The organism is Terriglobus roseus (assembly GCF_900105625.1).
Taxonomy (GTDB): domain Bacteria; phylum Acidobacteriota; class Terriglobia; order Terriglobales; family Acidobacteriaceae; genus Terriglobus; species Terriglobus roseus_B.
In genome coordinates, this window is record NZ_FNSD01000001.1 from 1143805 (window position 1) to 1158095 (window position 14291).

The 14291-nt window shown below is 56.3% G+C and carries 9 protein-coding genes; 4 read left to right on the forward strand and 5 right to left on the reverse strand.

Translation table 11 applies throughout. From position 1 onward, the window contains the following. Nucleotides 1-28: 28 nt before the first annotated feature. Complete coding sequence (locus BLW03_RS20310) at nt 29-343, reverse strand: hypothetical protein (protein ID WP_139285093.1); 315 nt, start codon at nt 341-343, stop codon at nt 29-31. A 366-nt stretch (nt 344-709) separates the two neighbouring features. Here BLW03_RS20310 and BLW03_RS04495 point away from each other — a divergent pair, with 366 nt between their 5' ends. After that, nucleotides 710-4189: an outer membrane beta-barrel protein gene (locus BLW03_RS04495; RefSeq protein WP_074652538.1), complete on the forward strand. Its 3480-nt coding sequence runs from the start codon at nt 710-712 to the stop codon at nt 4187-4189. Nucleotides 4190-4258: 69 nt separating this feature from the next. Here the strand turns inward: BLW03_RS04495 and BLW03_RS04500 are convergent, their stop codons facing one another. Beyond that, nucleotides 4259-6139, reverse strand: coding sequence for a glycoside hydrolase family 2 protein (locus tag BLW03_RS04500; protein WP_074652539.1), 1881 nt, complete (start codon nt 6137-6139; stop codon nt 4259-4261). A 386-nt stretch (nt 6140-6525) separates the two neighbouring features. Beyond that, entirely contained in the window at nt 6526-7605 is a 1080-nt protein-coding gene (locus BLW03_RS04505) for a hypothetical protein (protein WP_212733131.1), read from the reverse strand. A 613-nt stretch (nt 7606-8218) separates the two neighbouring features. On the opposite strand from BLW03_RS04505, the gene BLW03_RS04510 reads away from it, so the two are divergent. Together BLW03_RS04510 and BLW03_RS04515 are read left to right on the forward strand one after the other, a co-directional pair. Continuing rightward, a complete protein-coding gene (locus tag BLW03_RS04510; protein ID WP_074652540.1) occupies nt 8219-8497 on the forward strand; it encodes a prevent-host-death protein in 279 nt (92 codons plus the stop codon). Nucleotides 8498-8503: 6 nt separating this feature from the next. Further along, on the forward strand, nt 8504-8914 hold the full coding sequence (locus BLW03_RS04515) for a putative toxin-antitoxin system toxin component, PIN family (RefSeq protein ID WP_074652541.1): 411 nt from the start codon (nt 8504-8506) through the stop codon (nt 8912-8914). 417 nt (nt 8915-9331) lie between these two features. On the opposite strand, the gene BLW03_RS04525 is transcribed toward BLW03_RS04515, so the two are convergent. Together BLW03_RS04525 and BLW03_RS04530 are read right to left on the reverse strand one after the other, a co-directional pair. Continuing rightward, on the reverse strand, nt 9332-11593 hold the full coding sequence (locus BLW03_RS04525) for a GH92 family glycosyl hydrolase (RefSeq protein WP_348270828.1): 2262 nt from the start codon (nt 11591-11593) through the stop codon (nt 9332-9334). A 974-nt stretch (nt 11594-12567) separates the two neighbouring features. Beyond that, the gene (locus BLW03_RS04530; protein WP_074652543.1) at nt 12568-13434 is read right to left on the reverse strand and encodes an NmrA family NAD(P)-binding protein; all 867 of its coding nucleotides are present in this window, start codon (nt 13432-13434) and stop codon (nt 12568-12570) included. Nucleotides 13435-13524: 90 nt separating this feature from the next. Between BLW03_RS04530 and BLW03_RS04535 the strand changes: the two genes are divergently transcribed. Further along, on the forward strand, nt 13525-14187 hold the full coding sequence (locus BLW03_RS04535; RefSeq protein WP_083350693.1) for a TetR/AcrR family transcriptional regulator: 663 nt from the start codon (nt 13525-13527) through the stop codon (nt 14185-14187). The last annotated feature ends 104 nt before the right edge of the window (nt 14188-14291 follow it).

Here is a 14291-nt window from a genome sequence, read left to right on the forward strand (position 1 = left end):
CGGCAACAACAGTTCTGAGCGGAGACGATCACACGATTAAGGTAATGTCCGCAAGCCGTCGCGTCAACCGAATCGATGCCGGAAATTGAGGCTGCTGACTAGAACCGGACTCGGAGTTCTTTCTTGAAGGCGGCGGCATTTCTAGCTCCAGCGGGTTGCGCCGTTTTACAAGCTGCGCCCGCAGCGTGAACTGGCTGACTTCACCAGTTCCGATGACAACCGGCGAGAACAGGCCCAAGCACTCATCGAGCCTGGGTGGCTGCAGTAATTTTTCCAAGCGCTTCGTCGGGCCGGTCGCGCGGAGCGGTGCAGGCACTGACGGCGCGATCTCGGTCATCTTCACGATGTTCCCGGCTCTCGCGGACTACGTTCGCTGGTAAGGGAGAGGTTCAGCGGTCCGATCCGACCTGATACGTTTTCCACCGATGAATCCGACGCGTCAAGTCACCACGTTGTAGACGGCCCGAGCAAGGCTCGGAAGAAGGCAGGAATGACCGTTCGTCTTCCCAGCCCCTCAGGTCCTCCCTCCCCCGCGCCACGTGTTTCCGGCAGCACGGAGGTGCTCTCATCGCGACGCTGTGAAGCTTTGTGCCGACTAACGTATTCCATCGATTAATTGACAGACTGACCGGCTCTCAGCGTTTAATGGCCACGCCCGAAAATCGACGGCCTATGAGTCGTCAAAACTGCGGCACTTAGGAGAGCCCTAATGAACGATCCACATAAGTTGTGGCGCGCTGTTGCCCTTGCAAGTCCTTTGGCATTGGTCAGTATTTGTGCGCATGCGCAAAGCAGCTTTGGACAGATCTCCGGCGTCATCACAGATCAAACCGGAGCGGCAGTGCCAAACGCAACCGTCTCGATCACTTCAGTAACAACCCAGACGACTCGCATGGCGACATCCGACTCGGACGGAAACTACATCGTCACAAATCTGCCCATCGGCGAATACGTGATCTCGGTGAAACAGTCCGGCTTTCGTACTGCACAGCAATCAAACGTCACCATCACCGCAGACGCTAAGGTGACATCGAACTTTGCGATGCAGCTGGGTCAGGTCTCCGAAGTGGTGGAGGTCCAGGGCGGCGCGATCGAGACGCTTAATACGACCTCGGGTGAACTCTCCCGCGTCATTGATGCCAAGCAGGTGGAGAACCTTGCGCTGAATGGACGCAACTACACGCAGTTGCTCACACTGGTTCCCGGCGCAGTCGTGACCAATCCAGATATCTTCGCGGTCACGACATCGCTGGCCTCGAATAACCAGACCATCAATGGCAACCGTTCTGATTCCAATAATCTGACAGTTGACGGAGCTTATAACCAGGTGGCCGGCTCGAACGGCTCACTCATGAACAACGTGGGTCCCGACTTCATCAGCGAAGTCAAGATCAACACGTCGAACTCGTCTGCGGAATACGGTCGCACGCAAGGCCCTACGTTCAACATAGTGACCAAGAGCGGCTCCAACGCTTTCCACGGAGGCGCTTTCGAATTCCATCGCAATAGCTATCTTGACGCCACGAACTACATCGCTCGTAAAAAGACGCAGCTGATCTATAACGACTTCGGCTTCTTCATCGGCGGCCCAATCATTCGCGACAAGCTTTTCTTCTTTGTAGGGGAAGAATGGAAACGGCTGCGTCAACAGGCGACTGCCAGCACCTTCACGGTGCCAACAACGGCGATGCTAAACGGAGACTTCAGCGCCCTGTGTTCTGCATCGAAGGATGCATCCGGTAATCCTGGCACCTTCAACGGCGCAGGCGTATGCTCGGCGACCAGCGGTAGCTTCGGCCAGCTATATTTTCCGGGCACGAGCACTCCCATCCCAAACAACAACATCTCTGCACTGATGTCGGTGGATGGTAAGGCGATCGCGAACGTATACAAAACCATCATCGGTGGAGGGCTGAGTTATCGTGACGGTGGCATCCCGTCGAATAACCTGACCCTCGCTCCATCCAACCCTCTCGACTTTCACCAGGATCTGGTTCGATTCGACTACGTCATCAGCCCCCGGCACTCTCTCTTTGCACGCTGGATTCATGACCAGAACACCTTGATTGATCCATTTGGCACCTTCGCAAACTCGGGCATCCTGAACACCACGCCCACCACACGAAATCGCCCCGGGCAGAGCTACCTGGTCAGCGAAACCTGGACCATACGACAGAACCTGATCAACCAGGTGCAGGCGAACGCCAGCTGGGCTGCACAGCGCATCCCGCCGTATGGCAATAACTGGAAACGGGAGACCTACGGTTTTGGGTTCAACAAGCTCTACCCCGGTGTGGGTCCGTATCCGAACGGAATCCCGATTACAAACATCAGCAACTTTGCCGGTTTTCAGGGACCCAACTTCTCTTTGATCTCGCCGTCCACGGATATCCAGATCGCGGACAACGTCACCTATGTAAAGGGCGATCACAACATGAAGTTCGGCATCGCCTACATCCGCGACCGCGTGGATCAAAACGGTCGATCAAACTACACGGGGACGGTAGGTTTCAGCCAGAATGGGACGGCCACGGCCCGGTCCAGTAATTGCGGACAGGCGGCCTTTAATACGACTTGTTATTCGCTGTCCGATGCCTTCCTGGGTAACTTCCAATCGTACTCGGAAAACAGCGCGGACCCCGTGGGTCATTTCCGCTTTAATCAGATTGAAGGTTACGTACAAGATCAGTGGCGTGCGACAAGAAGCCTCAGCTTCGATCTGGGACTGCGCTATCAGTGGCTGCAGCCGTTCTACGCACAAGGCAATAACCTGACGAACTTCGACCCCGCGGCGTACAACGCAGCGAATGCCGTATCGGTTAGCGCCGGAGGCTCCCTGGCGAATCCGGGTGTCGGCAATCCTTATAACGGCCTGGTTCGTGTGGGAGACGGCGTTCCGCAGGACCAACAGAAGCGTGTCCCTAACGTGAACACCTCGCTGTTCGGATTGATCCCTGCAGGCGCACCTCGCGGCTTCTACAAGATGAATGGCGCCGTTGGACCGCGCTTCGGTTTCGCCTACGCCGCGAATGACAAGACATCCATCCGTGGTGGCGCGGGATTGTTCTACTACCGTCCCCAGGGAAACCTTGTGTTCAGCCAGCTGAACCTGCCGCCTTTCCTACAGAACACACAGTTCGGTGTCGGGAATCTGGCGACACTCACATCGCTCTCGGCCAATAGCACCGGGCTGCAGGCAGCGATCAGTGCGGTCGACCCGAAAAATAAGACGCCGTACACCTGGCAGTACAGCGTGGGAGTGCAACGTCAGCTACCAGGCAAGGTGCTGCTGGAAGCCAATTATGTTGGCAGCGTCGCTCATCACCAGTTGCGTCAGCCAAATATCAACATCCCGGATCTGGCGCCAGTCTTCGCAAACCAGAACTCCGCCACACCGAACTCCTCGATCGCTGCATTCAATCCCTACCGGGGTTTCAACGCGATCAATTCCAACCGCTTTGACTCCAACTACAACTACAACGCACTCCAGGTCTTCGCTTCCAAACGAAGCGGAGCCATCACAGCCACACTCTCCTACACCTATTCCAAGGCATTAGGCGACTCTGCCGGCAACAACATTACGCTTGAAAACTGGCGCGATCTTGCTTACAACTATGGGCCCCTCTCCAACGACCGTCGTCACGCGTTCGTCGCGAGCTTCACGATCCAGGCTCCGGAGCTCAAGGGCCGCAATTTCCTGCTGCGTGAAGTAGCAGGCGGGTGGCAACTGAGCGGCGTGGCGCGCCTGCAGAGCGGCGCGTATTACACCATCCAGCAGACTTCGACGATCCAGCTTGGCACAACACGAGCTGATTACGTTTCAGGTCAAGGCCGCGTCTACAACGCACATGCGGGTATCTGCGGTTATCTGAACAACGGTGCGGGAGGCACGTGTAACGACAGTGCAAAGCCATACGTGACGACTGCAAAGGCGCAGGCAAATCACTACGGTAACGCTCCTGTCGGTGGAGTGGTCGGGCCCGGTCTGGCACAGACGGACGCGACGCTCTCCAAGACCTTCCCGTTTGGAGAAGTTGCCCGCCTTAAACTGCAGGCCGATATGTTCAACGTGCTCAATCGCACCAACTTCAACGGTCTCAACCTGAACACCAGCAGCAGCAACTTCGGCACCATCTCGTCCGCGTTTCCACCGCGGCAGATGCAACTTGGTGCACGCATTCTGTTCTAAAAGAACGCAATGCATATAAGAAAGAGGAGCGGCTTCTGAGCCGCTCCTCTTTCTTGCGTGTGATCGTTCCTACTCCGCCTTGCCGATGGCGTGTTCCTTATACGCTTTGCGAACGACCTCGAACGCCTTCTTCTTTTCCATCTTCTCGGAGAAGAGTCCCTTCCGGTTATAACCATCCTGCAACTTGGGAATATTGCGGGTTGTGGAGCGGAAATCCATTAGAACCCACGGCGTCACACCTCGGACCTGTGGGATCTTCCGCATCATTGCGAACTGATGTTCATACACATTCGCTTCCTGCTCTTCGGTCCAGCGATCGTGATTGCCACCGTGATTACCAAACTTCGCTTCGGCTCCAAATTCTGAGAAGATCAGAGGCTTATTCATGGAGAACGTCCACACCTTGCGATCGGCTTCTTCCGGCTGCCCTTCATACCAGCCGATGTATTCGTTCTGACCGACGACATCAAGAGCCTGCATCAACGGGTCGTCCTGACTGATCTTGTCTTCAGCCACACGTGGACCAATCAGGGCGGAAGTGATTAGCCGCGTCGGGTCGGTGTGGCGAGCTTCATTCGCAAGATCCGTAAGGAACTTCGTGCGCGTCGGATTGTTCGGGGTCTCATTGGAAACGGACCAGAAGATGACCGAGGCCTTATTGCGGTCGCGGCGAATCATCTCATGGAGCATCTCGACGGCCTTGTCATACACATCACTCTTATCAAAGGAGATGCGCTGCCAAAGCGGAATCTCCGACCACAGCATGATTCCATCACGATCCGCATACCGCTCCATCCGCTCGTCATGGGGATAGTGGCATAGACGAGCGAAGTTGGCGTTTAAGTCGTGAAGCATGCCGAAGATGTTCTTTACGTCCTCATCGGTATTCACGCGTCCGCCGCGGACTGGTGCCTCCGCATGCACGTTTGCTCCTTGGAGGAAGACGGGGTTGCCGTTCAGTAGGATCTTCGTGCCGTCGACGCGGATGTCGCGAAACCCAATGTCATCTGTGATCGCATCCGCGCCGGACGCAACACTCACACGATAGAGCCTCGGAGATGTCGGCGACCAAAGCTTTAAAGTCGAAGCCTCAGCGGTGAATCCAGCCCGGCCATTGGCATCAGTAGACACCGTCTTGGTCACACCAGCCTCTGGGACACGCAGGGTCACAGAAGTTCCGGCGGGCGCGTCCTGCACATGGACGTAGCCCGACAAAGTCCGTGCATCCTTAGCGGCGAAGGCGCTGCCGTGTTGCAAGTGGATATCGTAATCATCAATGAAATGCTCCGGCACGCTGACCAGCGAGACGTCCCGAGTGATGCCACCATAATTGAACCAGTCATACGAGACGGTTGGTATGTCATCTTTGTGACGGGTTGAATCCACGGCGATCACAACCGCATTCACGCCGCTGTGCGCGGCTGCGGTGACCTCACAATCAAAAGGTGTGAAGCCGCCCTCGTGCTGGCAGATGCGCTTGCCATTTACCCAGACGAACGACCGATAGTTCGCCGCGCCCACATGAAGAAACGTGCGGCTTTCAGGCTTTGGCTCAAACTGAAAATCACGCTGGTACCAAACAACTCCCTCGAAACGAAATAGGGTCGGGTCCTGTGAGTTCCAGTCTCCGGGCACCTTCAGTGTCGGGGCATCGGCGAAGTCATACTCGGTATTGTGGGGTCCGGAAGTAATATTGGGTCGAGTGTTTTGAGCGTACCCACCATCCCGAACCTTACCTTGATCGTCATAGAGCTCGCGGGCCGGAGGCTGCTCCACCAGGTAGTGCCACTGCCCGTTCAACGAGACCGTTTGACGATGATCGACGCCGACGATCAACGTCCGCAGCGGCATCTGCGACATCGCATTGATGAACGGGGCGAAGCATAAGACCGCAGGGCAAATCTGTAGAAATAGCTTCTGAAAAGTCTTGGCCGCTTGGGATGCTGGCATAGTACTCCTGAGTTTCGGTTGGTAGCCGCGCACCGATGCTACACTCTCCAATTTTGCGGCGCAAAAGCTACGTACCCCGAAGCTGGCGAAGAACCAACATAAGAGCTAACACGCGTGAAGTTCGCGGGGCCTTCGTAAGAAAATATCTCCGCACCAGCCAAGTGCACGAAACGTTTGAGAACTGGCTCGAACTTATCGTTTCAAGATTGGCATTTGGCGAGTGAGTGGTGGGTGATGTGGATGCTGGTTGGCTACCAAACACTGTGAAGACGCCACTAGAAGGTGCGGTGATGCAGAGCCGGCTTGAGCGGAGCGATGATCCGTTGTCGCATACTCATAGGACGCTGCATTAATTCCAGACCCAGTGATAGCGGTTAGGTTGACTTCTAGTTGACGCCAGGAGACAAGACACTCAATGGGGGTGCAGCATTACGATTCTTGAGCCACTCGAGAGTGACGCCTTGCGGAGACTTTCCTGGCGGCAGCTTATCGAGGTTTGGCATGTAGATCTCGAGCCCGGCTTTTTCCGTCATGCGCGTCGTCCCATAGACGAGTTGCGCCTGGTAATTGACGAGGTCCAGATCGAACCATGGATCCTTCGACGCGTCGATCATGGTGAGGTCTACCTGGTGCATGGTGAGTTTGCCGAAGTCCAGATCGCCGCCGGAAAGGCGCAGGAAGTTATGCCAGCGCGCCAGATTCTGCTCGTCTTGGCCTGCGCTGCCGTAGACGACAGTCAGGTCGGACTCCGAGGCACTCACCGATGTGATCTGGCCGTGAATGTGTGGCGGTGGAAGCAGTCGCTGAGTGTCGAAGAACACGTCGTTGTCAACGATCTGGACACCCGGGGTCTGGGACTTGGAGGCGAGGTCCGCGAGGTCAATATGGAATAGTCCAAAGAGGCCCTTCATCGGCATCTTGAGGACGTTCAGCTTGACTAGGTGGTACTTCAGGCGACCGTCTGGGAGAGGAGTCAACGTGCCGTCAAGTCGAACCGGCAGTGAGACCAATTTGTGGACCGTACCTTGGAGACGGATCTGTCCATTCTCATTGAAGATCTTGATGTTCTTGAGCGGAGCTTTGTTGGAGGCATCACTGTTTAAGAAGTCGGCGATATCGGCGAGCTTTACGTTGATAAGGCCTTTGTCGATTTCGAGGACGGAGGAATTGGGATCGTCAAAGGACGGATTGCGGGCAGCGCTGGTGCGGAGCATACGGCCCCGAATCCAGCGAACATAAACGCGGAAGTGATCTCCCTTGCGGAGCAACAGGTTGTGCGCGTAAACCTGCGTGGGTTCAACAGGAGAGTTCGGTGTAGTCGTGGACAGGTCCGCGGGGACGTTTGTGTAAATGGTCGTGGGACCCGGGTAGAGATGCCGACCGAGAGCAAAAGAGAGAGCGCAGAGTGTGAGGACGCCAGGAATCCACAGGAAAAGCGCGGGGATGGATTTCACCTTGTTGAGCACGGTGGAAAGGTAGATAGATGCTGTGACGGGATGGTTGTTCGAACTGGCACAATGGAGCCGCCTGCTCGTCGTTTCTGCTGCTGACGCTTGGCTTTAATGCTGTCCTGCCCAGGCTCAGCGTGTCGCAGGCGGAGTAGCCGTTCCCGAAGTTCTACAGGCTCACCGATCGAAGTTCCTCCGCGACGGCCAGCTACCAATCCCTGCAGGTAGAGTTCACCCGGCGTATGAGGGTCGGTCTCTCGTTCGACACGACGTACGCCCTGGCAAAGGGCCTGAATGGCCCCTCGAACGGCCCAGTTGAGCTCTTTGCAAAACCTAAGTTGTTGATTTAAGTGGTGACCCGGGCAGGAGTCCAACCTGCGACCTTCGCCTTAGGAGTTGTCAGGGCTACGCATTATCAACGACTTAGGCGGTATGGATTGGAACGTAACCGTGCTTTATGCAACGTTCTGAAACCCTTAATGGCCCCAGATTGGCCCCACTAATGGCCCCACGCTGGACCTCGTACCCACGCGGCACGAACGGCAAGTCCGGCCGGTTGGTCAAAGATTGAAACCTGGTTCCGTGCTTGAGACGCGTAGTCGAATTGGCTACACTACATCCAGGGGATCCAATGCGTCAGATTTCACTTCGAGAGTTCCGAACGAGAGGAACAAAAGCACTCCAAGCCGTACCCGTTGGGGAGACGATTCTGCTCTCTGGTCAGGACGGTCCCACGTTCTTTCTGGTACCAGTGATGGGCGACGTCGCCGCCGAAGATCGTGAGTTGCGTCGCGCGATTGCCAAAGCCAGTCTTCGAAACAGCTGGAAGCTAGCGAACGCATCACCTCCCCTCACCGAGGAAGAGATCGACAAAGAAGTCAGCCAGGTGCGTTCCAAGCGTAAGCGATAAAGACCGATGAGACTGGCTGTCTTCGATACCAACGTGATCGTGTCTGCAGGAATCAGGCCTGACGGTGTGCCGGCGCGGCTACTGATGGATTGGGTCTTCGAAGGCCAAGTACAAACCGTTACCTGCCCAAGCATCATCAAGGAATACCGCGAAGTTGCGAGACGCACCAAGTTCGCTAGGTATGGCTTCCCTCCTCTCTGGCTGGAGTTCCTGATTGAAGAGAGTCTGCAGCTTCCCGATCCGGGTATCAGCTGGCGGCAAGGCCCGGATCCTGCCGACATCCAATTCCTCACCCTGGCTCACATCTCCGGAGCATGGCTCGTGACAGGTAACGTGCGAGACTTTCCGGAAGATATTCGCCAGGATGTAACTGTCATCAACCCAACTGGGTTTCTGAAGCATTTGATCCACGGATGAAGTGAACAGAGAAACACTTTGAGGCTCTGTGGGGATCGTTTTTGCACGGGCGACTTGGCACGGCGATATCGCTGTCAGTGAGGTTGACCCTAGATCGATCCTCTTCGAGTTGAAAGGGTCCCCAGCACCAACGGTAAGAGGACTAGACGTTGTTGGTGACCTCGATGAGCGCATCGGCGATCTCGCTCCGTACAACACGATGCCAGTCCGCGAGCCACGGTACACAACGAGCATCTACTGCCGCAGCACCCTGTCTGATCCGCGAAAACGGACGATAATCCGCGAACGGTACTTGACGAAGCTTCGCCGCCACAAGGTGGTCGCGGTGACAGGCGGTCCCTTTGAGTAGAAGGTGCACAGTGTCTGGACTAGGGGTGGCCGGCCGGTGCTCCCTCGCACCGATAACGTAGCGGGCGCTTAAGCCTTTAGAGTGAATCTCAGAACCCGTGCCCTTGTCAGGTCCGCATGTTGCACGAAATCGCCGCTGTGTAGGACACCATCAACGGAGATGGAAGCACGGTACGGTTTCGTAGCCGGGTTTCCGATCGATTCGAGGTTCACAGTTGTCCCCTTCAGCCCCATACGCACTTCAGCAGACTTCCATAGGGGGGAGCCAAGCAGCCACTGAGGTTTGCCCGGGCATAGTGAGTACAAGCCCAGAGAACTCAGTACATACCAGGCGGCCATCGCACCCGTATCTTCATCGCCGCAGAAATCCTGCGGGGAGTAGAGTTCAGTGAGAACTTTGCGTACCCACTTCTGAGTCAGGTCCGGACGCCCTCCAACCGTAAACATATACAGGATGTGGTGAGACGGCTGGTTGCTGTGTGCATATTGTCCGAAGCGGACAGCAGCCATTTCGCTCATCTCGTGGATCTCCTGGTGGTAGACGCCGACCTCAAATCTGGGTTCCTGCTCCACGCATTTAACGAGTTCCGCAACGAACGCCTCCTTGCCACCGAAAGCCTCCATCATGGCCTCAGGTTCGTGCGGAACGCTCCATCGGTGCTGCCACGCACAGCCCTCAACGTATGGCGATCCCCATTGGTATTCACGAAAATTCGGGACCCACGATCCATCGGAGTTCTTGCCACGAAAGAATTTGGTGTCACGATCAAAGAGAAGCCGCCAGTCGCGAGAGCGCTTTGCGAACATACCAGCATCGTCCGCGTGTCCAAGCTTCGTCGCGATCTGCGCGATGCAAAAATCGCCGTAGTGCGCGTCGAGCGACTCGACGCACGACTGCTCGACCTGATCGTTAGGAACGAAACCAAGCTTCGTGTACGCTTCCTGTCCGCGCCGTCCGTATCCTTTTGCTGGGTCGCCGGGTTGGGTGGCGTGCTTCTTCAGCAGTTGGTATGCAGCTTCCCTGTCGAAGCCCGCGATGTCCTTCACCACGGCATCGGCGAATAGCGAATCGATGAGCGACCCTGTCATGCAGGCGCGATATCCCGGGCAAGGAAACTGCGGCATCCATCCGCCCTCCGTACCGGCATTAACCCAGCTTTGTAGAATCTCGCCCAGTCGCTCCGGATAGAGCAGCGTCATCATGGGATACCAGGCGCGATATACGTCCCAATACCCGTGGTCCGCATACATGACGCCCGACGTGAGCTTGCCTGTATATGGACTTCTATGTACCGTCTTGCCTCTTGCGTCGACCTCGTGCCACGTGCGCGGAAAGAGCAACGTGCGAAACAAACAGGAGTAAAACGTCTGCATCTGGGTCTCGGTGGCACCGTGGATCTTCACTGCCGCCAGGTGCTCATCCCACATGGCCTTGGTCTTCGCCTGAACTGCATCGAAGCTGCTCGATCCAATCTCTGTCTCAAGGTTGAATGACGCCTGTTCAAACGAAAGGAACGATTGCCCGATCGCCACCTGCGCCTTTGTGGCGTGTAGATGAAGCAGACCCACCGTGCTGCCGGCATTATTTCGGCCGGTCGCTGTGGCCTTTACTGTTCTCTGCTCGAACGACAGACCTGCGAATCCGACCCGGAGGACGTAGTAAGTAGCAAAACCATCGAAGGTGCCCCCTGCATTTGCCGAGGTTTTCCACATGAGCACACCTTTGTCGCCGTCCCAAGTGAACTCCGCGCCAGGCTCGGGGACGTCGATGATCAGTGAAACGGGCTCATCGAGTCGACTTACAACGCGCAGCAAGGCACCGCGGCAGGTCGGCGTCAGTTCCGCATCGATACTGTAGCGAAGCAGGTTGGCCTTGATGCCGTACGGATGCGCCGCTAGCTCGCTCGGACGATACGACGAGGCCCGGGCGCTCGCACGCAAGTCCGGCTCGCCTGTTACCGGCATGATTGTCGACCATCCATAATCCCCGAGCCACGGGCTCAGTTGGTGCGTGCATCGGAAGCCCTGGAGACGTTGGTCCTCGGGAGAGAACATCCACGGTGAGCCACTTCGCGACTCGAGCGTCCAATGCACCATCCCGAATGGCTCAGCAACGATCGGCAGCGTGTTCCCGCGCGAAAACTGAGGGTTTGAGTTAGTGCCTTGCAGCATATTCACGTAGTCGCTCAGGGGCAGCATTGGCGTCAGAGATCTGTCCGCATGCGTCTGTGCAATCGCATCTTCGACAGGAACCGTGGGAACCGCGGCAGCCGCCGCCAAGGCCCCACTACTCTTTAAGAACTGACGTCGCGTTGCTGTCATCGGATCCATTCTCCAGCGATGCTCTCGGGAGGGCACGAGGTGAATGATACGAAATATCCGCCACTGAGAAATATCTTGAGGCACCGAACATGAGTTCTGCTCAAACGTCGCCGTCCGCTGAGCCTACCGGAAGCTTACAGTCGGTACGCATCATCAAGCTGGCCCGCGAGCCCATCTGAAGACGAGGGTTTCAGACGTCGCAGAGGATCACGAACCAGTCTGCGTCCACCTTGCACCTGAGCGCGGAGCGGAAGCTCCTTGTGGGTCGAGAGCGGATTGTCCAATCTTGGACAAAGACCGCCCTCTTTAGGACTCTATTGAAGGAAGCTACTGTTTAAGTAGCGTCGAGGCATTCCTCCTAGCCTTTGCACCGCACGAGCGCGCGCGAGGATCGCAGCGCTCAGCGCGCTGCGATCCTCCTGAAGGAGGTTGGACACAGTCATTCCGGCAGTCCGGCTTAGACGTATGCATCCGTTTGACCAGGTTGCTATGAACCCCGACTCGCAGAGTTGGATTGTCGCCTTATCTGAGCTAACCCGGAACGAATGTACGATGGCGTGGCTAGAGCTCGATCAATGATCTTCTTCCACGCTGCACTGTTCTCCATCATCAAGAGATCGGGCGTAAGATCCGAAGGACGCACATGACTCTCAATAGGCAAGCCCGCCTGTTGCGACCTCTCCCACCGGGCAATCTGTGATTCGAAATTCTTGTCTTCATCAGGCAATGTGTTCACTCACCACTTTTTGACCAGCGATTTTCGGATTGTATGAAGAGACGACTCTAGGGTAATGCACTCTTGGGCCTCTCAATTGTCCATCCCGGACCGGATAAGGAACGAGAAAAGCTGCTAACGGAAGTTGGCAGAGTGTAGATGTCCCTCGACCGCGTCAATGACGAGTGCGACTTCTAGTTATCAAGTAATCATAGTGGCGCTCAGACTCCGTGACTCATCTCTGAGCACCACCAGATCGCATCGGGACCTACCTGATCCCGCGCGAGAAGACTTCGACGGTCGTTGGTCCGTGGAATGCCTCGGTCCCAGGATTGCCGAAGTGAATCCAGCCTGAGTTGAACCCCTTCACCATCTCGATATACAAACCAGTCCTATCTGCCGGAGTACCCATGCTCTCCAGAGCGGCTTGCCATGCCCGCTCGGGCAGCGGCACTGCTTCCACTTCGCGGCCCAACGCTTCGCCGAACGCGGCTGCCACCGAATATAGGTCCGTTCCGCCTTCTGGCCCATCGACTTCGAGTACGCGCTCGCCCGTCCAGTCCTCCTGTAGCACCTTCGCGCCAGCCAAGCCGATGTCTTTCGTGGCGACCAAGGGAAATTTGCGGTTGAGTGGCGCGTAGAAGAAAGGCATCTCGCCGGTCGTGCGAATGTGGTCCACCATCCCTAACCAATTCTCCATAAAGCTACCCGCACGCAGATATGCAACGGGGATCGAAAGCGTGCGCATCGCTTCCTCCATGAGGTGCGTGGACGTGATCAGTCCCAGTCCGCTCGCCTGCTCTGAACCGATGGAGGAAAGAAACACAGCCCTTCCGGGCCTCGCCATTTCTAAAGCCTCAAGCATGGCTTTGATGCTGCGCTTTTGATCCGGCAGATCGGGAGCTGGGGCAAAGTCTGGCGGTACCATCAAAAACACACCCTCGGACCCCGCGAATGCCTGGGAGAGCCCCTTTGCGTCGTCGAATGCCGACGTCATCAGCTCTACGCCCTGCTCTGCCCAGCTCTTGGCCTTCTCCGGATTGCGAACCACGCCGCGCACTTTCTTGCCTGCCTTGAGCAGGGTATCCGCTACTGCTCCGCCTACCTTGCCCGTGATTCCCATGACTGTGAACATGCTTGCTCACCTCCTATACAAGTAGATACTTGCATCCTTTTCGGAGATGCAAGTATTTACTTGTTTCCTTGCTTCTGCAAAGATGGCTATGTGACGGTCTTCGATCCAAATCGAAAGCGCAACGCCAGAGGAGAACAGCGTCAGCAGGATTTGCTTCGCGCGGCAGCGCTGGTTTTTGGGCGTCTCGGCTACCACGAGACCACCACGAATGCGATCGCCTCAAAAGCAGGTGTGTCCCCCGCTACGCTCTATCAGTTTTTCCCGAATAAGGATGCAATCGCCAGCGCGCTCGCTTCCAGCTATGCCCGCGAGATGGCCGAAGCAGAACGATCGATTGATCCGGAAGAAGAGCTGGACTTCACAACGGCCATTACTGAGTTGATTGATTTGTGTACCAGCTTCAACCAGAAGCGTCCCGAGTTCCATACCCTTGTGGTCGATGCGCCGCTCGCACCTTCCGCACGCGAAGACAAGAAGAAACTAGGGCAGGCCTTCGTCAACTTCATTGCGGAGCGCCTTGCCAAAGAACTGCCGAGTCTTTCACACTCGGAGGCACTTCATCATGGGCAGGTAGCACTCATGATATTCCGCGGCATCCTCGACGAATTCATGATTTCTTCACCGCGGGCCCGTCCGCGTCTGCAGCAGGCAATGAGAACCGCGATCCTGCGCTATCTCTTGCCCGTGCTTCTCGAGGAGAACCAACCAATCGTGGCGCGGACGTCGCAGAAGCGAGGAGATCGGTCCCTATGATCGCTGCTGCGCTTATTTAGCTTTTGGGTCGCTCAGGAGGCTGCGATGCGAGATCATTCTAAGAAGAAGGACTGATGCTTGGTCAGGAAGACGGCCCTAAGAGA